The organism is Pseudalkalibacillus berkeleyi (assembly GCF_021608225.1).
Lineage (GTDB): Bacteria > Bacillota > Bacilli > Bacillales > Fictibacillaceae > Pseudalkalibacillus > Pseudalkalibacillus berkeleyi.
In genome coordinates, this window is the sequence record NZ_JAKIJS010000001.1 from 1404905 (window position 1) to 1429916 (window position 25012).

At 39.0% G+C, this 25012-nt stretch carries 28 protein-coding genes; 1 reads left to right on the top strand and 27 read right to left on the bottom strand.

The features are described 5' to 3' along the window. Positions 1-7 precede the first annotated feature (7 nt). Together dapB and L2716_RS07445 are read right to left on the bottom strand one after the other, a co-directional pair. The gene (gene dapB, locus L2716_RS07440) at positions 8-814 is read right to left on the bottom strand and encodes a 4-hydroxy-tetrahydrodipicolinate reductase (protein WP_236333262.1); all 807 of its coding nucleotides are present in this window, start codon (positions 812-814) and stop codon (positions 8-10) included. After that, positions 807-1151: a nucleotide pyrophosphohydrolase gene (locus L2716_RS07445; RefSeq protein ID WP_236333264.1), complete on the bottom strand. Its 345-nt coding sequence runs from the start codon at positions 1149-1151 to the stop codon at positions 807-809. Before L2716_RS07445 ends, dapB begins: the two co-directional genes overlap by 8 nt. Before the next feature lie 204 nt (positions 1152-1355). Here L2716_RS07445 and L2716_RS07450 point away from each other — a divergent pair, with 204 nt between their 5' ends. Beyond that, complete coding sequence (locus L2716_RS07450) at positions 1356-2228, top strand: YitT family protein (protein ID WP_408005295.1); 873 nt, start codon at positions 1356-1358, stop codon at positions 2226-2228. Between the two features lie 601 nt (positions 2229-2829). On the opposite strand, the gene L2716_RS07455 is transcribed toward L2716_RS07450, so the two are convergent. The 25 genes from L2716_RS07455 to L2716_RS07575 form a co-directional block, all read right to left on the bottom strand. Beyond that, entirely contained in the window at positions 2830-3504 is a 675-nt protein-coding gene (locus L2716_RS07455) for a zinc metallopeptidase (RefSeq protein ID WP_236333266.1), read from the bottom strand. A 23-nt stretch (positions 3505-3527) separates the two neighbouring features. After that, positions 3528-4340, bottom strand: coding sequence for a sporulation protein YpjB (gene ypjB, locus L2716_RS07460; RefSeq protein ID WP_236333268.1), 813 nt, complete (start codon positions 4338-4340; stop codon positions 3528-3530). 98 nt (positions 4341-4438) lie between these two features. Continuing rightward, entirely contained in the window at positions 4439-5032 is a 594-nt protein-coding gene (gene lhaT, locus L2716_RS07465; protein ID WP_236333271.1) for a lipoprotein heptaprenylglyceryl N-acetyltransferase LhaT, read from the bottom strand. Positions 5033-5104: 72 nt separating this feature from the next. Next, positions 5105-5863: a menaquinol-cytochrome c reductase cytochrome b/c subunit gene (locus L2716_RS07470; protein ID WP_236333273.1), complete on the bottom strand. Its 759-nt coding sequence runs from the start codon at positions 5861-5863 to the stop codon at positions 5105-5107. Between the two features lie 30 nt (positions 5864-5893). Continuing rightward, positions 5894-6568 (bottom strand): menaquinol-cytochrome c reductase cytochrome b subunit, encoded by a 675-nt coding sequence (gene qcrB, locus L2716_RS07475; RefSeq protein ID WP_226549444.1) that lies wholly within the window; start codon positions 6566-6568, stop codon positions 5894-5896. A gap of 15 nt (positions 6569-6583) precedes the next feature. Further along, positions 6584-7081 carry a ubiquinol-cytochrome c reductase iron-sulfur subunit gene (locus L2716_RS07480; RefSeq protein WP_236333275.1) on the bottom strand — a complete coding sequence of 166 codons (498 nt, stop codon included), beginning with the start codon at positions 7079-7081 and terminating at the stop codon, positions 6584-6586. Between the two features lie 127 nt (positions 7082-7208). Further along, complete coding sequence (locus tag L2716_RS07485) at positions 7209-7697, bottom strand: YpiF family protein (protein ID WP_236333277.1); 489 nt, start codon at positions 7695-7697, stop codon at positions 7209-7211. Between the two features lie 212 nt (positions 7698-7909). Next, positions 7910-8446: a ReoY family proteolytic degradation factor gene (locus tag L2716_RS07490; RefSeq protein WP_236333278.1), complete on the bottom strand. Its 537-nt coding sequence runs from the start codon at positions 8444-8446 to the stop codon at positions 7910-7912. 162 nt (positions 8447-8608) lie between these two features. Continuing rightward, entirely contained in the window at positions 8609-9871 is a 1263-nt protein-coding gene (locus L2716_RS07495) for a tetratricopeptide repeat protein (RefSeq protein WP_236333279.1), read from the bottom strand. A gap of 18 nt (positions 9872-9889) precedes the next feature. Beyond that, positions 9890-10798 (bottom strand): hypothetical protein, encoded by a 909-nt coding sequence (locus L2716_RS07500; RefSeq protein ID WP_236333280.1) that lies wholly within the window; start codon positions 10796-10798, stop codon positions 9890-9892. Positions 10799-11034: 236 nt separating this feature from the next. Continuing rightward, complete coding sequence (aroA, locus tag L2716_RS07505; protein ID WP_236333281.1) at positions 11035-12324, bottom strand: 3-phosphoshikimate 1-carboxyvinyltransferase; 1290 nt, start codon at positions 12322-12324, stop codon at positions 11035-11037. A 140-nt stretch (positions 12325-12464) separates the two neighbouring features. After that, positions 12465-13595 carry a histidinol-phosphate transaminase gene (gene hisC / locus L2716_RS07510; RefSeq protein ID WP_236333282.1) on the bottom strand — a complete coding sequence of 377 codons (1131 nt, stop codon included), beginning with the start codon at positions 13593-13595 and terminating at the stop codon, positions 12465-12467. 13 nt (positions 13596-13608) lie between these two features. After that, positions 13609-14712, bottom strand: coding sequence for a 3-dehydroquinate synthase (gene aroB, locus L2716_RS07515; RefSeq protein ID WP_236333283.1), 1104 nt, complete (start codon positions 14710-14712; stop codon positions 13609-13611). 1 nt (position 14713) lies between these two features. After that, positions 14714-15886: a chorismate synthase gene (aroC, locus tag L2716_RS07520; protein ID WP_236333284.1), complete on the bottom strand. Its 1173-nt coding sequence runs from the start codon at positions 15884-15886 to the stop codon at positions 14714-14716. 26 nt (positions 15887-15912) lie between these two features. Next, on the bottom strand, positions 15913-16686 hold the full coding sequence (locus L2716_RS07525; protein WP_236333285.1) for a CheR family methyltransferase: 774 nt from the start codon (positions 16684-16686) through the stop codon (positions 15913-15915). A gap of 262 nt (positions 16687-16948) precedes the next feature. Continuing rightward, positions 16949-17392: a nucleoside-diphosphate kinase gene (gene ndk / locus L2716_RS07530; RefSeq protein WP_236333286.1), complete on the bottom strand. Its 444-nt coding sequence runs from the start codon at positions 17390-17392 to the stop codon at positions 16949-16951. Between the two features lie 87 nt (positions 17393-17479). After that, positions 17480-18448, bottom strand: coding sequence for a heptaprenyl diphosphate synthase component II (gene hepT / locus L2716_RS07535; RefSeq protein WP_236333287.1), 969 nt, complete (start codon positions 18446-18448; stop codon positions 17480-17482). A 27-nt stretch (positions 18449-18475) separates the two neighbouring features. Continuing rightward, a complete protein-coding gene (locus L2716_RS07540; RefSeq protein ID WP_236333288.1) occupies positions 18476-19189 on the bottom strand; it encodes a demethylmenaquinone methyltransferase in 714 nt (237 codons plus the stop codon). A gap of 4 nt (positions 19190-19193) precedes the next feature. After that, positions 19194-20012: a heptaprenyl diphosphate synthase component 1 gene (locus L2716_RS07545; RefSeq protein ID WP_236333289.1), complete on the bottom strand. Its 819-nt coding sequence runs from the start codon at positions 20010-20012 to the stop codon at positions 19194-19196. A gap of 624 nt (positions 20013-20636) precedes the next feature. Next, positions 20637-20864, bottom strand: coding sequence for a trp RNA-binding attenuation protein MtrB (gene mtrB, locus L2716_RS07550; RefSeq protein ID WP_236333290.1), 228 nt, complete (start codon positions 20862-20864; stop codon positions 20637-20639). A 15-nt stretch (positions 20865-20879) separates the two neighbouring features. Then, complete coding sequence (gene folE, locus L2716_RS07555) at positions 20880-21437, bottom strand: GTP cyclohydrolase I FolE (protein ID WP_236333291.1); 558 nt, start codon at positions 21435-21437, stop codon at positions 20880-20882. A gap of 113 nt (positions 21438-21550) precedes the next feature. Further along, on the bottom strand, positions 21551-21823 hold the full coding sequence (locus L2716_RS07560) for an HU family DNA-binding protein (protein ID WP_236333292.1): 273 nt from the start codon (positions 21821-21823) through the stop codon (positions 21551-21553). 462 nt (positions 21824-22285) lie between these two features. Beyond that, positions 22286-23764 carry a stage IV sporulation protein A gene (gene spoIVA / locus L2716_RS07565; RefSeq protein ID WP_236333293.1) on the bottom strand — a complete coding sequence of 493 codons (1479 nt, stop codon included), beginning with the start codon at positions 23762-23764 and terminating at the stop codon, positions 22286-22288. Positions 23765-24022: 258 nt separating this feature from the next. Further along, positions 24023-24745, bottom strand: a complete 723-nt coding sequence (locus L2716_RS07570; protein ID WP_236333294.1) for a hypothetical protein — start codon at positions 24743-24745, stop codon at positions 24023-24025. Between the two features lie 40 nt (positions 24746-24785). Continuing rightward, positions 24786-24986, bottom strand: coding sequence for a DUF2768 domain-containing protein (locus tag L2716_RS07575; RefSeq protein ID WP_236333295.1), 201 nt, complete (start codon positions 24984-24986; stop codon positions 24786-24788). Between the last annotated feature and the right edge of the window lie 26 nt (positions 24987-25012).

Genomic DNA, 25012 nt, shown 5'->3' on the forward strand with positions numbered 1-25012 from the left:
TGCGCACCTACTCCATTAAGTTTTCAAGTCCATAAACAAGTGTATCCAACTTCATAACCGTTTCAACGGCCATTTTCACGCCAGGCATGAACGCACTACGGTCGATTGTATCGTGTTTGATTGACAACGTCTGTCCAGTTGTCCCCAATAGCACTTCCTGATGTGCAACCCGACCTGGTAATCTGACACTGTGTATACGAATTCCGTCATACTCACCGCCACGTGCTCCTTGGAGATCCTCTGTCTCATCAGGGTGACCTTGGCGTTTGTTGGAGCGTACTTCTTTAATCATGTGTGCGGTTTTCATTGCTGTTCCAGATGGAGCATCCAATTTTTGATCATGGTGTTGTTCAATAATTTCAATATCTGGCATATATTTAGCCGCCATTTGTGAGAATTTCATCATTAAAATTGCACCAATCGCGAAGTTCGGAGCGATAACAGCACCGATTTCTTTTTCTTCTGCTGTACGACTATAGTCTGCAATTTCTTGATCAGTAAACCCTGTCGTTCCAATTACAGGTCTAAGCCCATATTCTAGAGCAATTTGAAGGTGTTTCTTGCCTGAATCTGGTTTCGTTAAGTCGATTAGAACATCTGCCTCAACCTCAGATACACATGCGACCATATCATCATAAACCGGTATATCTAAGTTGGGTTGGTCCTCAAGATCACTTAATTTCTTGCCAGCGTTCTTTGTATCTACTACAGCCTGTAATGAAAAGTGTTCTGTGCTTGTCACCATCTTTATGGCTTCTTTCCCCATCTTGCCACGTGGTCCTGCGATAATAATTCGGATCGTTTGTTCACTCATCCTCATTCGCCTCCTCTTTTCTTGTCCATCTGTCTTTATCTCTCGTGTTGAACTTCTTCATGACGATCTTTAAAGCCTCGTCCAAATCTATATGTAAGGAGTTTGCAAAACAAATGATGACGAACAAAAGATCACCTAACTCTTCTTCCATTGCTCGTTCATCTTCATTTGATTTCTTCGGTTTCTCCCCGTAATGATGGTTCACTTCTCTAGATAATTCGCCTAGCTCTTCGGTCATTCTTGCGAGCATAGCAAGTGGACTGAAATATCCTTCTTTAAATTGTCCAATATAACGGTCTACCGCTTTTTGCATCTCTTTCATCGTACGTTCTTCCATAAAGACCACCTCATTTTATACTACTCTTTATGTTAGCTAAATCGAAACCGTTTGACAAATGATTGAGACATGGATAGATTGATTAGGTAGTCTTGATTTGTACGATTCATATAATTCCCTTCAACATGTAGTATGACCTATCATCGTTCAATCAACAGTATTTAGAATAACCAAATATATTATGAAACAAAGGGGGCTAACCTGATGCTTAAGATTAAACTGAAAAACATATTTTTCATCCTTCTTGGCTCAGCAATTTTTAGTTTCGGCATTATCCATTTCAATATCGAAAACAACCTAGCAGAAGGTGGTTTCACGGGTATTACGTTAATTCTTTACAACCTCTTTAAAATCGATCCTGCTATTTCAAACCTAGTATTAAACATTCCTTTGTTCTTAATTGGATGGAAACTACTAGGAAGAAATTCTTTTATTTATACGATTATAGGGACCGTTGCTGTATCTCTTTTCCTCTGGATCTTTCAGCATTACGTACGTTTCTCTATACCTCTTCATGAAGACCTTACACTTGCAGCATTATTTGCAGGCGTATTTATCGGAATTGGTTTAGGCATAATCTTCCGATACGGAGGAACGACCGGAGGCGTCGATATCATTGCACGACTCGTAAACAAATATGTTGGCTGGAGCTTTGGCAAAACGATGTTTCTCTTTGACGCATTCGTAATCTTGTCCGCTACTGTTACTTATTTAAATTATAAAGAAGCGATGTATACACTCGTTGCTGTTTTCGTTGGTGCGAGAGTAATCGACTTTATCCAAGAAGGTGCATACGCTGCAAAAGCTGCTATGATCATTTCTGAAAATAATGCAGAAATAGCAAATCGAATCATTAAGGAATTAGATCGTGGGGCGACAATTTTGAACGGACGGGGCACTTTCACCGGTTCCCAAAAGGAAGTGTTGTATTGCGTAATTGCACGCAACGAAATCTTCCGTCTACGAAATTTGATCCAACAAATAGATCCCCACGCTTTTGTCGCCGTTAATGACGTTCATGACGTACTTGGCGAAGGATTTACATTAGATGAAAACAAAAATCCTTTACATGATTGATGTGAGAGTGAGCTGCATTCGGCTCACTTCTTTTTTGTGTTTTTTTAGGATGGATCAGTGACCCTTAAACCCGTTCTTTCTCTAGAGAGCACTCATTGCTCCTCTTTGGGTGCTCCGTAGACCGGTTCCTTCGCTGCCGAGCACTCATTGCACCTCTTTGGGTGCTCCGTAGACGGGTTTTCTCGCTACCGAGCACTCATAACTCCTCTTTGGGTGCTCCGTAGAACGGTTTGCTCGCTACCGAGCACTCATAACTCCTCTTTGGGTGCTCCGTAGAACGGTTTTCTCGCTGCCGAGCACTCATAGCTCCTCTTTGGGTGCTCCGTAGAACGGTTTTCTCGCTACCAAGCACTCATAGCTCCTCTTTGGGTGCTCCGTAGAACGGTTTTCTCGCTACCGAGCACTCATAGCTCCTCTTTGGGTGCTCCGTAGACCAGCTCCTTCTCTACCGTGCACTCATGATTACCTTTATCTTCAGATTCATCCTTTTCTTACTTAGTTATCCTTCATCACTACTATAAAAAGGCCAAAACAAAAAGCTGACTCTACTTGGACTTTCAATCGTCCTTAGAGTCAGCTATCCGCTTTTTTATTTAATTGATTAATCTGATTGATTCATACCTACAAAGATTAATACAAAGCGACCAAGTTCTAACAATGCTACCAATGCAGATGCAACATAGGTTAATGCGGCTGCATTCAACACTTTCTTTGCTTTACGTTCTTCATCGTTTCTAATCAATCCTAGTTGTACAATTTGATCCATCGCTCGGTTGCTTGCATTAAACTCAACAGGCAACGTTACGAGTTGGAACAAGACCGCACCAGCCATTAACACAATTCCCGGCAAAATTAGATTTGCTGCACCTAGTAGAATCCCAATAATGATCAAGAGGTAAGATAAATTTGAACCAATTGAAGCAACTGGCACGAGCGCGTGTCTAACCTTTAATGGTCCATATTGTTCAGCGTGTTGAATTGCGTGACCGACCTCATGTGCTGCAACAGCTGTACCTGCAATCGAGTGACCATAATAATGATCCTCCGACAAACGAATCACTCTACTTCGTGGGTCATAATGATCTGCTAATTTACCTCTAATCGGTTGGATATCCACATTATGAATACCATTATCAGACAATATCCTTTGAGCAACTTCAGCTCCAGACATCCCAAGGTCAGAAGGTACCTTTGCATATTTGCTATAAACTTTTTTGACTCTAAATTGTGCCCAGAGCGGTATTGCTAACAATAGCAGAAAATAGATCAGAAACATTCATGCTCCTCCATTTCCATCAACTAGCGGAAACGTTTATATTCTTTTTGTTTTGTAAACGTTTCTAGTCCTTTCTTCTCTCCCGAATATTTTCTCCAACCTACATAAAATAATGTAGAAATAATCCCTCCACCTACTGTAAAGATGAGCCAAAGAATAGATGGATCCGCACTGTCTTGTGCACGCTCATCAAAGGCATCTTTCATTGCAGCCTCAATAAATTGAATTTGTTGGATTTGATGATCAGTCGTTACGATAATGGACCGGTTTTCATCAAGGTAAGTAATATAGGAGTCAATTCGATTAATGAGATCAGGAGGAATATCAATGCTCATGGCAGGGTGTATCCGGTCATATTTAGATAGGAACTGATTGAAGTAAATATAGAAGTGTTGAAGCTCTTGGTTGGTAGCTGCCTCTTTCATCTTATCGATTGTTTTCATAATTTCTGACTCAGTTGCTTTCCATAGAGGCTGGTGGGTTGAGTATACGGCGTCTATCAGTAAATGTAACCCAACTAATGAATTGACCCTTTCCTCATGAGAAATTGCAGTGTTAGCCAATGCTTTTAAAGATTCCTCATATCTCGTTGTGAAAATTCTAAGATTATGAATGGATAGTTGCTTATGTTCATCGGGTAATTGCTGAAATTCCTCTTCCATAAATACAAGTATGTCTTTAGCTTCTGCATACCGTTCTTCCTTAGTAAGTTGTAGCGCTTTAAATGATAAATCATTCAACGTCTTCCACGGGTCCCCTTTTGCATGATCAGCAAAAACCGTCGTTGGAACCAATAGAAGACATCCAATCATGATTGTCAGAAAGATCCCTCTCATAAAACTTGTCCCTCCCATAAGAAACTCATCTCATACGTCCGATTCGTACAAGTTATAGTTCATCTTATGAAGGATGGGACAAGAGTAGAACGTTGATTCTATTGATTTAAGTTTGGAGTGCTAGATTGTCGTTGGGTCAATAAGTAAACGATCGTTATCGAAAGCACACTTAACCAGAATGTAAAATATCCAATCTCCGTATAGTACCTATTCAATACGTGATAGGTTGGCATCATATCAAATAGATAATCGATCATCTCATTATGGATCACCCATATACTAGCGACCATTAGATGCCATCGTTTTATTTTATAAAAAGGAGCATATAAAAGGCCTTGAACGGCCATACCAAAATGAGAAAAAATCAGCATATAATTTACAAAGGTAAGCGAGCCACTCACATATCCACCGAATAAATTCATAAAGACTGCCCAAATTCCGTATTTAAATAAAGTGATTGCAGCTAGAGCCTCAAGCAGCGGCCAATTTCGTCCAAGCAAAAAAGCGATCAAAACGAATACAAAGAATAAGCTCGCTGTCGGACTATCTGGGACAAACGGCATAAAATACCAAGGCGTTTGTTCTAATTGATTCGCGTACCATATGTAACCATATATTGTACCTAGGATATTGATGATTAATAGCATCCACAAAAATGATCGGCTTTTCAATGCCATCAAAACTGTATACATCTTCAGGCTCCTTTGATCGATAGATAGATAAAAAGCTGACTTGGAATGAATCAAGTCAGCTTTAAAATCGTATTACTCTTCGAGTTCTGCAATGAACTCAGATAATTGTTTTAATTCCTCATCGGAACCTTTAAATATATCAGCAGGCATGCTTCCTACACCGTTCTTCGCAATGTTTGCGATTTCTTCAGGGGGTAACCCTGTTCCGATTAGGGAAGGTCCGCTACCTCCAGATAAATTGTTTCCGTGACAACCAATACAACCTTGTTCCTGATAAACCTTATAGCCAGGGGCAGATTCATCAATTTCAACTTCAACAATCTTACCTTGTTGTTCAGCCTTTTCCCAATTGTGATTGACAACAGACTCCCAAGTCAAGAATACAATTGAAATAAGGGCTAATAACATCATACCTACAGCTACCGGTCGTTTATTCGGGCGTCGCTCAGGTCCACGGTCTAACCATGGAGCTAATAGAAGAGCACCGAATGCCAAGCCAGGCATTATTACTGTACCGATCAGCGTATAATCTCCAGCGGCATATTTATACTTCAATAATTGGTATAAAAATAAGAAATACCAGTCAGGTAATGGAATATAACTTGCATCAGTAGGATCCGCTTTACGTTCAAGCGGTGATTCGTGAACGACTGTTAAAATCAAGTAGCCGATCAAGAATACAGATCCAACCATCCATTCTTTTAAAAGGAAGTTTGGCCAGAACGCTTCCGTTTTCCCTGGATACTCGGAGTAATCTTTTGGGATGTTCGGCTTTCGTTCTGCTGGGATACGAGAATCCCCAACAAACTTCATACCTTTGCCACGATGCATCTTTCTCCCTCCTTTATCCTATCGCATTTTTTAAAGTGGTCCAGAAATTCCTTGCTTTCGAATCATGATAAAGTGCGCTCCCATGAGCCCGAGAAGAGCACCAGGCAAGAAGAATACATGGATTGCAAAGAATCGAGTCAATGTTTGTGCACCGATAATCGTAGCGTCACCCGCTAATAATGTTTTCAAAGCTGGTCCTATTACAGGGACCGTAACAGCAATTTCAAGTCCTACTTTTGTTGCAAATAGCGCTTTCATGTCCCAAGGCAATAAGTACCCTGTGAATCCGAGACCAAGCATAACACCGAAAATCAATACTCCGACTACCCAGTTCAATTCACGAGGTTTCTTGTAAGCACCCTGGAAGAAAACTCGTAAAGTATGTAGAAACATCATTACGATGACTAGACTTGCACCCCAGTGGTGCATACCACGTACAATGACACCGAACGCGACTTCATTTTGCAAATAATAAACAGATTCATAAGCATTAATGATATCTGGAACATAATACATTGTTAAGAACATTCCAGATAAGATTTGGATGACAGTTATGAAGAATGTCAATCCACCGAAACAGTAAACGAACGCCGAGAAATGGTGAGCAGGGTTAACGTGCTCAGGTACTTCATGGTCTGCGATATCTCGCCACATAGGCGTAATATCGAGTCGTTCATCTACCCAATCATACATTTTCTGTAACATTGATTACGCCCCTTTCTACTGTGGCATTGCTTGACCTAAGTATAGTTTGCCGTCTTTTACCTCTTTCTTATATACATCAAGTGGCGCTAGCGGCGGTGTGCCTTTAACATTCGTTCCATCTTTCGTATAACGCCCTGCATGACAAGGACAGAAGAACTGGTTCGGATAAGCTGGGTTCGTTGCCCAGTCTACTGTACAGCCAAGGTGCTTACAAATCGGCGACAATGCTAGAATCTCACCGTTTTTATCTTTAAACACCCATGCAGCTTGTGTAACTTCAGATTCATACCAGCCATCTTTTTGTTTTACTTTAAATGTGAAACGTTGTGGTTCTTGTGTTAGTTTACTCTCTTCGACAACAGCTACCATATCTTGACCGGCACCTTCTTTAAGTACAGGATCGATCGCAAAACGTACCATCGGTAAGAGCATGCCTGCAGCCATGAATCCACCGACACCTGTTAAGGTATAGTTCAAAAATTGTCGTCTGGAGACTTCATCTTTGTTGGCCATTGGTTTCCCCCCTTACGCAGTAGACTTCCTCTAACATTACACATATATTACTAGGACATTAACATGATAGCGTAACTTATAAGCATCGTCAATAATATCATTGTCTAATTCAATCAATCTATTCGTTCTAAAACGAGTTTTGCCACTTTTTTGTGACAATTTGTAGAAGATGCTTGACTTGTTCGGAAATTACCTCTCGCTGATACTCCTCTTCCATATGCTCGAGTGGCACTGGTGGTATCGTGACAATATGCTCTTGTAACCCAGGTGAACCGCTCCACCTTACGTCTGAAGTTATGAAAACAGGGTAAGGCATGTCTGATTCTTTGAGCTCTTCAAACAGGACTTCCATCCTGTTTAATATTTCTTCGTCCTTCTCACTTTCTAAATATGTAATGGGTGGAAACAGGACGACTCTACCTTTTAATTGTCGTTCCAATTCATCCGAAACTAATTGAGGAAACTCCCCTTTAAGCACGATGTTCTTCTTATTCTGTCCCCATGAAATTGGTATAAGAGGAACAACAGCAGTATCAACATATTCTGATGCTTGATTGTATACGTCGATATCTTTTGAACGCCACTTCATTATTTTCACTTCCTTATATGTATCCATTTAATCTCTTCAATAGTGTATCACTCAACTCAATGGTAGAAAAGGCAAAAACAATTCAGGCATTTGAAAAAATGCTACAAGTAACTTATAAATAAAAAAATGCCTACTCTCCTTCAGACATCATCAAATAGGATGACAAAAGGAGGTTAGGCATCTTTAGGTTTTTAGACCTATATTCTACACGATCCATTTCTAACGTCTTAACTTGAAAATTAAAGCTTATTGTATTCGTTGCTCAATCGTTCAAAAGTCTTAAAATCCTTTTGATCTAAAGCTTCGTCGATTTGTGTTTGAAGAGATTTCTTACGAAAATGACTGAAAGACTGATCCAAAATCATTTCCGCCCACAACCCATACTTCTTATCAGGCACCATATTTTCAGGAATGTGTGGATTCTCTTCTAATACTGCTGCATACTGAGGGGTGCGATATGCCCCTTTAAATTTAAGCTCAATATAGACATCTTCATCCTGATTCAGTCGAATGTCATGAAATGACTTTTCAGCATCGGTCGTCAATATATTTTGCTTATAGAATCTAAAAGGTACACCATCTACGCAATTTGTAGACATGATGATCGCCTTTGGACAGTATTCTGCATTTTCAACGAAATGGACATTCTCCATTAACGTCTCATCACTAACAAGGTAATTTAACAACCATACACATTCTCGCTTTTTCAGTTGGTAATGGTTTAAAAACCATTTGAGAAAATCCTTCTTTTCTAAGACGGTTACGGTGCTGCTCATTGCAATCCCTCCATCATTCACTGTCGTTTGAGATCTTACAATATCTTACAGCTAAACAATAAGCCATAGTTCTCGATAATTACTTACTATGTTCTATGTTCAAGCATCCAATTCCTTCTTATTTCAAATATTTTTGGTCAATCTCGTTATTGCTTAGTGTCATTATCGCTCTTCGAGTCTAATCAATTCTTCCTCTAAATGAATTCGTTGTGGATCGTTTGCCAAAGCTTTTTGTAATAAATCTTTTGCTTTGTCCCTCTGTCCAATTTCAATCATGTACCATCCGTAATCTTCTAGAAATTCGGCTTGGTCTTTTAAATCATTATATGCGATTTCATATCTTTTTAATGCATTCTCATCATTTTCAAGTTCCCGGTATGCCGAGGCTGTCTTCCACATAGCATCAGGAGCTAAATCTCCATAACGTTCAACTTCAAGCGCTAAATCAATCACTTTTTCATATTGCTCTGCTGTAACATATTGGTCAATTAATATGGAGGTCGCCTTCATATTCGATGGATCAAGCCCTAACGCATGTTGTAGTAGTTCAACAGCTCGATCGTTATCCTTCAATTGAAAAGCCAGCTCTCCTGCTTGGAGGTACAACTCTTCATTGAATTCGTCTAATCTCATACCCTCAAGGTAGACTTCCATCGCTTCCTCTAAAGCACCTTCCTCAACATACGCTCGAGCCAATACAGGGTAAAGAGTTGTGTATTGAGGATCTAAGTCTTTCAAATGGTTGAGGGCATGTATTGTCTTTTGGTGTTCGCCAATTCGATCAGTAGTAAGTGCAAAACCGAACCACTCGTCCGGGCTTGAATCATCGTTAAGACCTTGTTCATAATATTCAATCGCTTGTTCGAACTTACCAGAACCTGTGAGTGCTTCAGCTAGTCTCAATAGGATTGGTGTGTGATTAAATGTCTCATGACCCGATTTAATCAATTCTTCGAAATAAACGATACTTCTGTTAAAATTCCCTTGGTGTAAATAAAATTCACCTAATCCAAAGGTAATTACCGGTTCATTAGGTGCCTGTCGTTTAGCGGTTAACAATTTCTGTTCAGCTACTTCTGATAATCCTTGTCTTTCATAAAGGTCCGCAGACAATAGTAATGATTCTAAATATTGATCCCCTTCAGGTGAAATAGAAGACAGTAGCTGTAATGCTTCTTCTTCACGTTCCATTTCCATATATAGCTCTGCTCCAAAAATTTTCAATTCATCCACTTCCGGATAAAAAGCCATGAGTTCTTCTGTGACATCAATCGCTTCGTCAATGAATCCTAGTTCTTGGTAAACTTGAGCTATTTCTAGTAGAGTATCATGATCACTGGTTTCCCGAAGGGTCTTTAATTGTGCTAACCCCTCTTCGATTTCGCCACGGTCAATCTTCTCAATGGCTTTTTCAACATTCGGCATGGTGGACATCCTTTCTTTCTATAACAAATCGTTGGACATGACGCGGAAAATGCCTGGTCGGATAATCTTCATTTCCTTACCTGCTCCTTGCATTAACCTTAAATCATCTCTAACTTTTATAACTGTTCCATTTTGTACGACGATAACTGGATTTTTATTTTTATCATACTTGACTATCTCTTCACCATCAACCGATACGATTCGTTCAAATACTAAGTAATCTACATCACTACCTGTAATCCATGAACCTTTTTTAGGATATAACCCAATGCATTGAAGTTGATGTTTCGTCAATCTCTCCTTATCATTTGGGAATTCTTCTATCGTTATGATTGATTTTTCTTTACATAGACGAACCCATTTTTCTTGGATTTGCTGGAGTCTTTTTTCGTGTAAAGGTAATTGTGACCAATCTGCAATAATCGGAACAGTGTATGGAAAGTTCACATTACGAATCCATTCCCAAATCACTGTATCCAAATCTTCTTCTTGTTCAACAACCGCATTTATGAATGGGATCTTTGCTTTTTGACATGTTCTTATAAGGGAAGGTGAGATTCTACTCATTGGCACTTGAACGCCGATAACATAATCTAGAGGCATCGTAGCAAGCTTAGTTCTCAAGTCTGAAATTTTCCGGTCATATTCTTTAGGGAATGTAAGTGGCACTATTGTAACAACAGAGGTACAACCATTCTTAACTAAATCCTCACAGCAATTTTGAATCGAAGTTTCATCCATGTCTGCTATAGAAAAATCTCTACATACGTACCCAGGAATGACATCAAAACCAGAAGAGTTAACGGTGAAACATTTCATCTTCAACGGTCGTTCAGAAACATATCGAATCACATTATCTTTGACATATACGTGCTTTTGTTTCGGATTCCGGTCTGTAGTCCATACGTTCTCTAATATATATTCCATTGACCTGTCCCCCTAATCATACACTGGTATTATAGACAGGCTATGAACAAAAGGAAGAAAACAGAACTATTCAGACAACAAAAAAAGACCTAGCTAACAATGTAAAAGCTACATGTCAACCAGGACAATTGTCCATATTTAATATGGATAGGAGTGGAGAGAAACCATACTAACATCATTATAACAAGCTATACTGAAAAATCAATACATTTTTTAGAAAATTTATATAATTGTATTTATTCTGATAAATAGTTTAGATCCCTCACAAAGTTTGGATAGGATATGTTAACCGCCGACATTTGATTGATCGATATTGGATTCTCTGAAATACATGAAGCTACTGCAAGCATCATACCAATTCGATGATCCCCTAAACTGCTAGCTACACCACCTGTCACAGTTTGTGAACCTTTTACAATCATGCCATCTTCGGTAGGTTCAACGGTAATACCAATATTATTTAATTGTTCAGCAACTGCAGCAATTCGGTCCGTTTCTTTAAAACGCAACTCAGATGCATCCTTAATCGTTGTGAGACCTTCAGATTGACTGGCGAGTAATGCAATGACTGGTAACTCATCGATTAATCTTGGAATGATATCTCCACTTATTTCGATCCCTTGCATACGAGAATAACTTACCTCAATATCTCCGACTGGTTCCTCGTTCAGCATTCTTTCATTGGTAATTGAGAATGTTGCTCCCATTCGTTTAAGGACATCAATGATTCCTGTTCGTGTAGGATTGAGTCCGACATTCAATAATTTGATAGAACTATTAGGTGTAATTGCTGCAGCTACCATGAAAAATGCAGCGGAAGAAATATCGGCAGGAATTTGTATCTTTGTTCCTACAAGCTTTTGGCCTCCTTGTATTTCCACTCGAGTACCTTCTCGAATCACTTCAGCACCAAAAGACTTTAACATCCGTTCGGTATGATCTCTTGATATATGAGGTTCATTAACGACAGTTTTGCCTTCACTATTTAATCCGCATAATAATAGCGCTGATTTTACTTGAGCACTGGCAATAGGGCTATTATAATAAATTCCTTTCGTATTACCCCCTATAATAGATATCGGAGCGAGACGACCATCCTCTCTTCCTTTAATCGTTGCCCCCATTTCCCTCAAAGGATTGACTACTCGACTCATTGGTCTACGATGAATCGATTCATCTCCTGCTAATACCGAATAAATAGGAAATCCTGCTAGAATACCTGATAACAAACGGGCAGTTGTCCCTGAATTACCAACATCCAATACATTCACAGGTTCTGTTAATCCAGAGGCACCAACACCCTTTATGGTTAATTGCCCTTCTTGTTCATTAATTTGGACACCGAGTTGTTCCATGCAACTCATTGTACTTCGGCAATCTTCACTGTCTAAGAAATCTACTACCGTCGTCTCACCTTCTGCTAAACCACCAAACATCACAGAGCGGTGTGTGATTGATTTATCTCCAGGTACTTTTATTGTTCCATTTAAGCCAGATTTTCGTTTATGTAGAATACATTCCTCCATGAATGACACCTCTCCTATTGAATAGATCTTCTCTGAATGGTTTTCAACATTTCGTACAGATAAAAAATAATGTGCCCAACAACTCTCACACATCACATCAATCTATTACGATGCGGAGAGAGTCCGACACGATTTTCAAATTATTCGTTTATTGATGTAGCAACATTTTTCGTAACACCTTTTTGAACGAGCCATTCAGAAAGACAGTTAATGATTGAATCGTTTTGATCTTGACTTCCTACAGTAATTCGAACCGAAGTAAGGTACCCTAACGCATTTCCAGAGCGGACAATAAATCCTTTGCGCAAAAGATAATCAAAAATTTCATCTCCTTGAATCGTTTTGAAATCAATTAAGATGAAATTACCTTGTGAAGGGAAATAATCTAAGTTAAATTGCTTACAAAAAGACTCATAAGATGCCATACCTTCGCGATTTTTCACACGACAAGTTTCTATGAACTCTAAATGCTCTAATGCTGTAATTGCAGCTCTTTGGGCTACTCTAGACGTATTAAATGGCTCCCTCACCGGATCAACTACTCCCATCAAATCTTCGTGAGCTACGCCATATCCGATTCGAAGCGATGCTAAACCGAATGCTTTTGAGAAAGTTCGGAATATAATCAAATTCGTATACTCCTTTTGTAATTCGACCGTATCCGGATAATCCTCAGCAACGACATACTCACGGTAGGCTTCATCACATGCAACAATGATATCAGAAGGTACTTTCTTTAGAAATGAAACGAGCTCTTTCTCAGTAATATAAGTACCCGTAGGATTGTTTGGTGAACAGAGCCAAATGATTTTCGTATGATCGTCGATGGCCTGATACATCTGATCTAAGTCATGTTTCCCGTTATCTAACAACGGTACTTCGATAATTTCTGCACCTTCAATAATTGAATTATGCTTATATTGAGGAAATGTTGGTGTAGCCATGATCGTATTGCTCTCTGGGCTAAGATAAGTTCTACAAAACATTTCGATTACCTCATCAGATCCGTTACCAAACAAAATCTGACCTGGTTTAACACCAAGATATTCCGAAAGTTTTGTGCGAATTTCAGCAGCATAACCATCAGGATATATTGAAACTCGTTCAAGCTCATCCATTACTGCATCCTTCACAGCGTCTGCACACCCAAAGGGATTTTCATTCGATGCTAATTTTGTAATCGTTTCTAATCCCAATTCTTTTTTCACTTCTTCTATTGGTTTTCCAGGTTTATATGCCTTTAATGATTTAATTTGTTCTTTCGCCTTCATCTCAACACCTCTTTTAAATGAAATGTTTTTCATTTACCTTCAACCATTCCTTAAATGTGGAAAGTTGATCGATCAGCAATTGATTTTCTACCGCACTAACAGTAGCACTTCCGCACTCTTTTAGGAGGACCATACGGATCTTATCCTTCTTATTTTTCTTATCCTTCTTCATTGTTTCTAGTAACAAATTGCTTTTATTTAATGTGGCATGCCAGTTCGCGTAGCCTAATTGATGAATCCATGCCAAAAACCCTTTTGGAATGATGGGTTGATGAGAATGTACTTCACTTAACCTCAGTGCAAAGATCATTCCAATCATCACTGCCTCACCATGTGTGATCGATTGGTATCTACTTTCTGCCTCAATAGCATGACCTAAAGTATGTCCAAAATTTAAATACGCTCGGATCCCTGCTTCTTTTTCATCCTCACTTACAATAGCAGCTTTCATTTCAATTGCCCTTTTGACAATTGTGATAAGAATTTCTTTATTGACGGGTAAAGAACGGACTTTTTCAAAGAGAAAATCATAAAAGGTTGCATCTCGGATGAAAGCTAACTTTACAACTTCAGCAAATCCAGATCTCCATTCTTTCGCAGGCAGTGTATTCAAAAACTGGACATCATAAATGACCGCTTCTGGTTGATGGAATGCACCAATCAGATTTTTCCCATATGTATGATTAACCCCAACTTTCCCACCTACACTACTATCATGTGCGAGAAGCGTAGTTGGAATTTGCAAGAAACGGATCCCCCTTAAATAGGTTGCCGCGATGAATCCTGCTAAGTCTCCAACAACGCCCCCACCGAGAGCAATGATCAATGCATGACGATCCAGTTCACATCTAAGAGCATACGTTATCCCTTTTTCTAATTCCCTCATAGACTTGCTTGTCTCACCAGCAGGTACCACCCATTCATTCACGGAAAAACCATCTAATAAGCCTTTAACCTTATTTAAATAAAGGGGCGCAACGTTGCTGTCTGTAATGATCAGGATCTTTCCACAATCCGGTACTTGAGATTGAATGACTTCAGGCAATTGATCGACAATTCCATCACCAATATAAACCGAATATTTCTTAGCTTCCGTGTTTACATGTACCTTCTCCACTTTAAAACTCCTTCGAATATGAAACATATTGATGATAATTTGATAACATTCGATCCATCGACTCGTTACCAAACTTCTCAGTAAATGCATTCGCTAATTCCCATGCGACTACTGCTTCAGCAACGACACTTGCGGAAGGCACAGCACAACTATCTGAACGCTCAATGCTCGCTTCAAAGGTTTCTTTCGTATCAATATCAACGCTTTGCAGTGGTTTGTACAATGTTGGAATTGGTTTCATGACCCCACGCACAATGACAGGCATGCCGTTCGTCATACCACCTTCAAAACCTCCGAGATTATTCGTTTTACGATAGTACCCACTCTCATGATTCCAAAGGATTTCATCATGCACTTCGCTACCTGGCCTTTGAGCCGCTTCGAATCCAATACCGAATTCAACACCCTTGAATGCATTTATACTCATTATTGCTCCAGCAATTTTTGCATCCAATTTACGATCATAATGGACGTGGCTACCAAGTCCGACTGGCAAACCTTCCACAATAACCTCGACAATTCCTCCTATTGAATCTCCATTTTTTTTCGCTTCATCAATAGCTTCTTTCATTTTCTCTGAAGCATCAGCATCATAACAACGAACAGGCGATTGTTCTGTTACATCTTGGAGGTCTTCAATTGAATCGAAAGATGTTTTGGCAGATTTGATACCACCTATTGAAATGACATGACCAGCAACCTTAACACCAAATTGAGACAATAACGATTTTGCCACTGCTCCAGCTGCAACTCGTACGGTCGTTTCACGTGCAGATGACCGCTCAAGAACATTTCGCATATCTCTATGGTTGTACTTTATTGCCCCATTTAAATCAGCATGGCCAGGACGAGGCTTTGTAATCACACGTTTCATTTCATCCTGCTCACCTTCAGAGATTGGCTCTGAACCCATGATTTTCTGCCAATGCTTCCAATCTTTGTTTTCAACAGTCATCGCTATTGGTGCGCCTGTTGTCTTCCCATGTCTAACCCCTCCAACGAGTTGGACAGAATCTGACTCGATTTGCATTCTTCTGCCTCTACCGTAACCTTTCTGACGTCTCTTCAATTCCGTATCAATCGCAGATTGCTCAAGAGTCATATTGGCGGGCATTCCTTCAATAATAGTCGTTAATTGTGGTCCATGAGATTCTCCTGCTGTTAAATAGCGCATCTACTTGTTCCTTTCTTCACATTTCTTTACTTTTTCACATAAAAAAATGTTGCAGCCGATTCAAGTCCGTATTGTTTAGGGTTAAAAATTTGTTCTGTACTCCCAACAAATAAGATTCCACCAGGTCTCAATGCATCACTGAACTTTTGATAAAGTTGAGCTTTTGCATCCTCAGTAAAATAGATCATAACATTTCTACATACAATCAGGTCGAAATCCTTTTTGAAGGGGGCTGCAAGCATATTATGTTTTTCGAATGTAATCTTTTCTTTCAATACATCATCTACTTTAAACCCAATTCCCTCTTTCTTAAAGTACTTTTCCTTCAAGTCATCCGGAACATCCTTTAAACTTCTCTCAAGATAATATCCTAGTTTAGCACGTTTTATTGCAAGTTCGTCAAGGTCTGTCGCCAAAATTGAATGATCAATAGATGTAACAACTTTCTTTAGTATCATTGAGAGTGTGTATGGTTCCTCTCCAGTTGAGCAAGCAGCACTCCAGACTTTCAACTTTTTTCGATCCTTAATTAATTCTGGAATAATTTCCTTTTCAAGGACTTCCCACCTTGAAGGATTCCGATAAAACTCAGACACGTTAATCGTCATTCTATCAAGGAATTCCTCAAGTAATGTATTGTTCTGTTTCATTGCTTCATAAAAAACTGAAAAAGTTTCAAATCCCTTTTTCTCTCTCAACGCAATTAACCTACGCTTCATTTGTGCTTCTTTATATAAGGTGAGGTCAATCCCTGTATGTTTTTTAATGTGATTTGAAAAAACGATGTAGTCTTGGTCCATTTTTCGTTCTCCTCTATTATGGTCTACTAATAATATCGGCAAATTAACGAGAATTTCCTTATCTATTTACATGCTTTTTACAATAAGTATAGGGCGTACTTCACAGATAGCTTTCTGGTTTGTGATATCAAATTCCGATCGTATGTACATTCTCTAATTCGTTACAATTTCTAACCTAATTGAGTAACGAAGTAATTTGACTATATATCAATCTAAAAAAAATCATCCAGAGGTTAAGAAACTCTCTGGATGATTCGTTCATTTAGATCCACTTTGAAATTGTTTTCTCATAGCTTACAAGTTCTTCTTCGTTAAAGAACAAAGCAATTTCTCGTTCTGCACTCTCAGGAGAATCTGACCCATGAATGATATTCTGACCAACTTGGACAGCGTAGTCTCCACGAATGGTACCTGATGCTGCATCTGCAGGGTTTGTTTTCCCCATCATGTTTCTAGCCGTTGCGATTACGTTCTCGCCTTCCCAAACCATTGCAAAAACAGGTCCAGAAGTAATAAAGTCTACTAGTTCACCGAAAAATGGACGCTCTTTATGCTCACCATAGTGATTTTGAGCTAACTCATCAGAGATTTGCATCAATTTAGCACCTGCTAATGAAAATCCTTTTTTCTCAAAGCGTGTTACAATTTCTCCAATTAAATTACGTTGAACGCCGTCAGGCTTAACCATCAAGAAAGTTTTCTCCATGTTCACGCACTCCTATCTTATGTATGATTTGGACGTGCTACATTGTCCGTTGTTGATTTTATCAAATTTTAAGCGTTTTCACAACATTTAATAATTTCGTCGACCGATATATTCCGCAATTTGCCGCAACGACTTTTTCGCGCGATTATCTGGAAGCTGGTCTAGTGCAATGAACGCCTTTTGCAAGTAACGATCTGCAATCTCTTTTGAACGGTTAATTGCGTCAGTTTCTTTAATTGCATGAAGCAACTTCTCAATATCCAATCTTGAAATAGGTTGATTTTCGAACAGAGCGTGTAATTGTGTATTAATTTCTTCATCTTCTCTAGCAAAGAAAACGGGCAATGTAATATTACCTTGTTGTAAATCGCCCCCGGCTGGCTTTCCTAATTGCTTCTCTGTGGATGTGAAATCTAGGATATCATCAGTGATTTGGAATGCCATACCAACATAATAACCGAAACGTTTCAATTGTAATTGAGTGTCAGAGTCTGCATCACCTGCAATTGCCCCTAACTCGCAACTGACAGAAATCAACAGCGCTGTCTTTCTTTTAATTCTACGGAAGTAGTCTCGTAAATTTTGACTAAGATCGTACTGTTCTCGAATTTGTTCAATCTCACCTAGGCACATTTCCACAATTGCATGAGATAAGACGTTGTGGGCTTCAACTTTATTAAGGTGCGTTATATATTCCAAAGATCTCGCAAAGATATAATCTCCAGTGTACATTGCCACTCTGTTATCCCATTGGGCTTTAATCGTCGATTTCCCTCTCCTTAATGATGCATCATCAATTACATCATCATGGACAAGTGAGGCCATGTGAATCAGTTCTAGCGCGACTGCAGCCCTCTTAACTCGATCGACATCATAGGTTCCGAATTGTGCAGATAGCAGTACAAAAACAGGGCGAATTCGTTTTCCCCCTGCTTTCAACAATTGGGTAGAAGCATCCTGCAAAATGGCATGTTGCGCTTCTATTGTCTTTTCTAAATCCTTTTCAATTGTAGAAAGGTCACTACGTAAATGTGAATAAATTGTCGTCAGTTTCATTATTTCACCTATTTTTTATCCAGAATGTTACTCGGAAGGTTTGTTCCCGATATGTGTTGCTGCTACACCACCCGAATAGGGAATAGCAATGACGTTTTCAAAGCCTGCCCTTTCAAACCGTTCAGATAACGCTTTCCGTCCTGGGAATTCTTTAGCAGATTCTTGTAACCAAGAGTACTCTTGGTAGCTTTTCGCAAACAATCTACCCATTACAGGCATGATGAATCGAAAATATCCATAGTACATTTGCTTAAAAACAGGCATAGTTGGTTGTGACGTTTCTAAACAAACGACCATACCACCTTTTTTAAGGACACGATGCATTTCCTTCAACACCTGATTCAAGTCAGGTACATTTCGTAATCCAAATCCGATTGTTACGTAATCAAACGTACCATCTTCAAATGGTAACTCCATTGCATTACCATGAAGAAGTGTGATGTTGGAGTATCCTTCCCTTTTAACTTTTTCTTTGCCTACTTCTAGCATATTTTTGCTAAAGTCTAAGCCATATGCTTGCCCTTTATCGCCAATTGCTTCTGCCATCGCAATCGTCCAATCGGCTGTACCACAGCACACATCAAGTGTTGTTGATCCTTCTTGGACATTCATACGTTTCATCGTATCACGACGCCAAGCAACATGACGTTGAAAGCTGATAATAGAATTCATCTTGTCATAGTTTTTAGAAATCGATTCGAATACCTGATGGACTCGTTGTTCTTTAGTTTCCTGTTGCATGAACTTACCCTTCTTCCGCATATTTCTTCATCCGAAAACCGGAATGTTTAATATATTGTTCAAGTCGCCGCTCAAGTACTGTATGCATGACTGGCTCTTGGGACCATAGTTTTTCTAATCGACCTTTAGAATGCAAAATATAAGAATCTATGATATCCAGGATTTGATTTTTTAAGGATAGCCAGTTGCCCTTCGACCTGTTTAAGTGATGCATGATTTTGGCCGTTAATGGGGTATACGTATTATTGATGACATGGGAACGTTCATGAAGCATCCTTTTCATAAAGAAAAACTCATCTGCAATCCCTTTCCATAATGGTAAATGGAAATAGTCCGCTGTCTTCAACAATAGTGTAGACTCAATCCGATGTAAATTCTCCATAGAATTCTCTATTGATTGGTTGTCATTCATATAGAATTGCATTTTGTTCTCGTTGATTTCTTGTATGGCTTGAGCGAGTGCTCGAATCATCGATAAATCTTTCAACTCTGACAATAAAAAGTAATATAGACTACTGTAATAGTCACCTGCTAAGACCGTTAATTGACGATTCTTTCTACCTTCATCACTTGATAAATCCTGCGAAGTAATCCGTTCATGAGTGTCTAATGCTACTTGAACTAGCATTGTAGACATCGCATAATTATCAAGTTCCTCTTCAGATAACCCTTTTTCATTCAATATAATATAGGTGAGTAGAAGTTTATCTTCATCAATTATAGGCTTTTCGATATAACGCATTAAATATGGATGTTGTAACCGCTTATTTATTTTAATGAGTAAATCTGAAATTTTCGCTTCAATTTCTTGATTTTGCATCATGCCCTAAGCCCCCACTGATTCCTTAATATAATAAAATCAGAATCGTCGTGTTTAATCATATGTATACATCATTTAATAGTAATGTCTATTATATCATAAAACCCCTTCTATCATACGGTAGTAATCCTAACCAGACGAAAGGGGTTCACATTGGTGTTAAGACGCCTCTTAAATAAAGGCATTGTTATCTGTAATTGTTGATTTCTTCGAAATTCACTCGCTTTCCGCGGGCTAATGAAAAGCGTAATCGCCTTGATCAGGTGCGATGTGCGCTGGAGGTTCCTCGCGATAACACGAATTTAGTGTTGTAAGAGGAATCGAAGCGACCTCGAGCACCTAGGCGATGAAGCTAGACACGATCCGCAAGCCTCCCTTCCACAGGAAGTGGTCGTTGTTAGTCGAAGAATCATTTTCAAAAAGTGAGTTGCGGGGTCTCGCCTGGCTCGCTTATCCCGCAGGACAAGTAACGCTTCGGAAGCATTACATCGCACGAAGAAAATGCGATTTTCATTTTCGAGGAGTCTCGTGAATTTCCCTTCATCAACTGTTCTACAACAAATCCACGACATTCTCTAATAGAGTTTAAAATAAAAAGAAGAGAGAATTGTTACAGTCCTTTGATGATTAAGAGTCAGTATCTGTATGCATTTCTCCATGTTTCGTTTGGATAACTGCCTTCCCTCTCACCTTTACAGCGGATGTATGATCCGTAAACTGAGCAATCATGACTTCATCTTTATCTAATTTCTCAGAGTGATGGAATCTTGTATCAGACCCACGAGTTAACCCGATGACATTTACGCCGTTTTCTTTTGCCTTAATAACAAAAAATTCGTTTTCAGAAGTAGCCATGTTCTTCCCTCCAATTTAAGCTTTAATTAAACTCATTACTTCCGATCGAGCTGCTTGATCTTCTTCAAAGATCCCTCTTACTGCAGATGTGATGGTTTGTGAACCTGGCTTCTTAACCCCGCGCATTGTCATACACATATGCTCTGCTTCAATAATAACCATTACACCATGAGGTTGGAGGGAACGTAGTAAAGAGTCTGCAATCGTTGAGGTTATACGCTCTTGAAGTTGAGGACGCTTCGTTACTGCCTCTACAGCACGTGCTAGCTTGCTTAATCCAGTTACTTTCCCACCTTTAGGAATGTATGCGACATGTGCTTTCCCGAAGAATGGAACAAGATGGTGCTCACACATTGAATAGAATGGAATATCTTTAACAAGTACTAATTCTTCATGATCTTCACCAAATACTGTTTTAAAGTGCTCCGATGGATCTTGATTCAATCCTTGAAATACTTCTTCATACATTCTTGCAACCCGTTTTGGTGTATCTAAAAGTCCTTCTCGTTCAGGATCTTCTCCAATTGCTTCAAGTATCATTTTCACTGCTGTTTCAATTTTACTATGGTCCATTTTCCATACCCCTTCGTTTATACAGTATCAAACAGATAATAGCACAACAGCATCTTTTAACGCAAAAAAGAAGAGCCGATAATCGACTCTTCTTATCCGCCCCTATGTACAAATTACTTAACAGCGTCTTTAAGGGCTTTACCAGGTTTAAATGCTGGTACCTTACTCGCAGGGATTTCGATTTCCTCACCTGTTTGTGGGTTACGACCTTTACGTGCAGCTCTCTCACGTACTTCGAAGTTACCGAAACCGATGAGTTGAACTTTGTCCCCATCTTTTAACGATCCTTCGATCGCTTCAAATACAGCATCAACTGTTTTAGAAACGTCTTTCTTTGATAGTTGAGTTTGCTCAGATACGGAATTTACTAGATCTGTCTTGTTCACACGACTCACCTCCTCTCAATAGGTTATTTTTCTTGTAGCATTTATAACCGATTATTCAAGAACTAATAGCGTGAATACGTTGACATGCCTTATATTAAACGATATTGAATTGAAATTCAATCATTTTTGAGGATATTTGATTAAATGAAAGTAAATTTCAGACAATTCCCGCTGATTCGTATGATATCAACGGTTCGTTTAAACATCATAACATCGATATAGCCTAATAAGCAAAAGTTAAAACATGCAATTGAAAACTCCCATCAACATGCACGTCTCGTAATTAATTACGAGCTGCTTTAATTCCACCCCTGAAGATCGTTTTAAAGGCAATGGACTTGGCCGCTGTTACCGTAGGATGCCAAAAATGATTTAAGACAACTATGTATAGGAAAATAGACTTTGTGTATTGGAAATGAGCAAAAAAAAAGAAAAGACTCCACTTGATTGGAGTCTTAGGATTTATAGGATAATCGCGATCAGGCCACCAGAACCTTCGTTAATAATTCTTTCTAATGTTTCCTTCAATTTATATCGTGCATTTTCCGGCATCAACGAGATTTTCGCTTGTATCCCTTCTCGAACAATTGAGTTGAGTGATCGACCGAATATATCAGAATTCCAAATCGATAATGGGTCATCCTCGAAATCCTGCATTAAGTATCTGACCAACTCTTCACTCTGTTTTTCTGTCCCAATAATTGGTGCAAATTCTGATTCTACATCAACCTTAATCATGTGAATCGATGGAGCAACCGCCTTTAATCGAACTCCGAATCTTGACCCTTGTCGTATAATCTCGGGTTCATCGAGACTCATATCAGATAGCGCTGGAGCGGCTATACCATATCCTGTTTGTTTCACCATTTTCAGAGCATCAGCAATCTGATCATATTCAGATTTGGCATGGGCAAAGTCTTGCATAAGCTGTAAGAGATGATCCTTACCTCTTATTTCAACCCCCACAACATCTTTAAGGATTTGATCATAGAGGTCATCTGGAGCGTATAGGTCAATTTCAGCGATCCCTTGACCCATTTCTATGCCTGCAAGCCTTGCTTCATCAATAAACTCGTAATCTGTAAAGTTACCAACAACACGGTCCACATCCCGGAGTCGTTTGATATCCTTTACTGTCTCCCGTACAGACTCTTCATAACTACTTCTTAGCCAATGTTCGTTATTGAGTACCATCACCCAACTAGGTAAGTTTACATTGACTTCTAAGACTGGGAATTCGTAGAGAACTTCTCTTAGAACATTGTTAATGTCATGTTCTGTCATGCTCTCTACACTAACTGATAGACAAGGTATATCATACTTTTCACAAAGATCTCGTCTCAGCTTTTCTGTTTCTGGATGGTGCGGGTGAACGGAATTGATTACCATGATGAATGGTTTTCCTACTTCCTTCAATTCATCTACAATTCGTTCTTCTGACTCCACGTAATCATATCTTGGAATTTCACCAATCGTTCCATCCGTAGTAACGACCACTCCTAAAGTAGAGTGTTCTTGGATGACTTTCCTCGTACCAATCTCAGCAGCCTCATGGAATGGGATCGGTTCTTCATACCATGGCGTATGAATCATTCTTGGACCATTTTCATCCTCGTACCCTTTTGCACTCGGTACAGCATAACCAACACTATCCACTAAACGAATGTTTACCTCTAAACCATCATCCACTTCGATCTTGACAGCATTATTTGGAACGAATTTCGGTTCAGTTGTCATGATCGTTTTGCCTGCCGCACTTTGTGGTAGTTCATCCTGAGCCCTCATCTTTTCTGACTCGCTTTCGATATTCGGCAAAACAACAAGTTCCATGAACTTCTTGATGAAAGTAGATTTACCGGTTCGCACAGCCCCCACTACACCTAAATATATATCGCCACCAGTCCGTTCTGCGATATCTTTGAAGATATCAACTTTTTCCATTAGTTCCCCTCCCAATTCCTGAGTAGTGTTTGGGTAGTTATAGACAATATATGTCTATGATGTTGTCCAAAGAATATGACTGTTATGGTGATAAAACTTAAAATATATATTGTGTCTTATCACATCTTCTTAGATGGATATATCGTCTAAAAATAGAAAAATCCCTCCCTTACTACACTTTATTGGCAGAAGGGAGGGAACATACCTAAATCTAAAAGAAAACTTGTTCAATTGTTAAATTTTTTTGTATGAAGTTTATTACTTTGTATCTTCAAATAAGAAAACTGGCTCGCCGTCCTTCACTGTATAAGGCACAGAATAAGCTGGAACGAACGGGGAATCTTCCATTAATATATCTCTTATATCATCACCATTTTCATATTGATGATCTTTGTTTTGTAAGGCCTGATACAAATCCATAGAATAATCGATATACACTTCATTCTTTCCATCTACTATTAATGGAAGGTTATTTCCAGAGAATCGACTTTTGACAACAGGCTGCTCCTTATAACCTAATTCTTTATATTTCAAAGTATAACGCCCATTTCCAAGAACATCCTTGTACGGAGGATATTTATGTTTTTGTCTATATAACCTTAGTTTCATCCGATAATCTTTCACTTGTTCAACTGCCTCAAGATCTACCAATTTAACTTCTGGTTCTTTTTCAACATTAACGAGAACATATTGGTAAACCCCGCCATTTTCAAACGAGTTACCAGGTGCCTCTGATAAGTACCTCGGTACAAGTTTTCCAAATTCAATAGGATACTTTATATACTTCTTTGTATCTTGGTCTCTATTTTGGATCGGTAAAACCCCATTGTCGACTCGATATTGATTAACAGCATCTTGTACTGCATTTAATTGTTGTTTATACGGTACGCGATTTTGGGTCAACTTATCTTCTGGATATAAACACCCTGTCAAGAGAGCAAATGATAAACTTAATGTTATGACCATCATTATGCGCTTCATTCTATCACCTAATTCAATATTCTATGTATTATATACACGTTTATTCGGGTACAGGACCACTTAATACAACGAAAACGATAAGGATTCCCGCTATAATCATACATACATAAGCAAACAGTGTAATGACATGCTTTATAATTCCTTTTAATTTCATACGGCTTACTGAAATAGACATTACTGCAATGAACATTAAACCAATTGCTGATAATGCTACCCACATCTTAATTAACCCATCAGACATGCTCATTCCTCCTTAATACCGGGTTT

Bases quoted from the DNA above. Each gene is read 5' to 3' on its own strand.
- dapB (WP_236333262.1), bottom strand. From the start codon at position 814: ATGAGTGAACAAACGATCCGAATTATTATCGCAGGACCACGTGGCAAG.
- L2716_RS07445 (WP_236333264.1), bottom strand. From the start codon at position 1,151: ATGGAAGAACGTACGATGAAAGAGATGCAAAAAGCGGTAGACCGTTAT.
- L2716_RS07450 (WP_408005295.1), top strand. From the start codon at position 1,356: ATGCTTAAGATTAAACTGAAAAACATATTTTTCATCCTTCTTGGCTCA.
- L2716_RS07455 (WP_236333266.1), bottom strand. From the start codon at position 3,504: ATGTTTCTGATCTATTTTCTGCTATTGTTAGCAATACCGCTCTGGGCA.
- ypjB (WP_236333268.1), bottom strand. From the start codon at position 4,340: ATGAGAGGGATCTTTCTGACAATCATGATTGGATGTCTTCTATTGGTT.
- lhaT (WP_236333271.1), bottom strand. From the start codon at position 5,032: ATGTATACAGTTTTGATGGCATTGAAAAGCCGATCATTTTTGTGGATG.
- L2716_RS07470 (WP_236333273.1), bottom strand. From the start codon at position 5,863: ATGCATCGTGGCAAAGGTATGAAGTTTGTTGGGGATTCTCGTATCCCA.
- qcrB (WP_226549444.1), bottom strand. From the start codon at position 6,568: ATGTTACAGAAAATGTATGATTGGGTAGATGAACGACTCGATATTACG.
- L2716_RS07480 (WP_236333275.1), bottom strand. From the start codon at position 7,081: ATGGCCAACAAAGATGAAGTCTCCAGACGACAATTTTTGAACTATACC.
- L2716_RS07485 (WP_236333277.1), bottom strand. From the start codon at position 7,697: ATGGATACATATAAGGAAGTGAAAATAATGAAGTGGCGTTCAAAAGAT.
- L2716_RS07490 (WP_236333278.1), bottom strand. From the start codon at position 8,446: ATGAGCAGCACCGTAACCGTCTTAGAAAAGAAGGATTTTCTCAAATGG.
- L2716_RS07495 (WP_236333279.1), bottom strand. From the start codon at position 9,871: ATGCCGAATGTTGAAAAAGCCATTGAGAAGATTGACCGTGGCGAAATC.
- L2716_RS07500 (WP_236333280.1), bottom strand. From the start codon at position 10,798: ATGGAATATATATTAGAGAACGTATGGACTACAGACCGGAATCCGAAA.
- aroA (WP_236333281.1), bottom strand. From the start codon at position 12,324: ATGGAGGAATGTATTCTACATAAACGAAAATCTGGCTTAAATGGAACA.
- hisC (WP_236333282.1), bottom strand. From the start codon at position 13,595: ATGAAGGCGAAAGAACAAATTAAATCATTAAAGGCATATAAACCTGGA.
- aroC (WP_236333284.1), bottom strand. From the start codon at position 15,886: ATGCGCTATTTAACAGCAGGAGAATCTCATGGACCACAATTAACGACT.
- L2716_RS07525 (WP_236333285.1), bottom strand. From the start codon at position 16,686: ATGGACCAAGACTACATCGTTTTTTCAAATCACATTAAAAAACATACA.
- ndk (WP_236333286.1), bottom strand. From the start codon at position 17,392: ATGGAGAAAACTTTCTTGATGGTTAAGCCTGACGGCGTTCAACGTAAT.
- hepT (WP_236333287.1), bottom strand. From the start codon at position 18,448: ATGAAACTGACGACAATTTATTCACATTTACGTAGTGACCTTTCTACA.
- L2716_RS07540 (WP_236333288.1), bottom strand. From the start codon at position 19,189: ATGCAACAGGAAACTAAAGAACAACGAGTCCATCAGGTATTCGAATCG.
- L2716_RS07545 (WP_236333289.1), bottom strand. From the start codon at position 20,012: ATGATGCAAAATCAAGAAATTGAAGCGAAAATTTCAGATTTACTCATT.
- mtrB (WP_236333290.1), bottom strand. From the start codon at position 20,864: ATGGCTACTTCTGAAAACGAATTTTTTGTTATTAAGGCAAAAGAAAAC.
- folE (WP_236333291.1), bottom strand. From the start codon at position 21,437: ATGGACCATAGTAAAATTGAAACAGCAGTGAAAATGATACTTGAAGCA.
- spoIVA (WP_236333293.1), bottom strand. From the start codon at position 23,764: ATGGAAAAAGTTGATATCTTCAAAGATATCGCAGAACGGACTGGTGGC.
- L2716_RS07570 (WP_236333294.1), bottom strand. From the start codon at position 24,745: ATGAAGCGCATAATGATGGTCATAACATTAAGTTTATCATTTGCTCTC.
- L2716_RS07575 (WP_236333295.1), bottom strand. From the start codon at position 24,986: ATGTCTGATGGGTTAATTAAGATGTGGGTAGCATTATCAGCAATTGGT.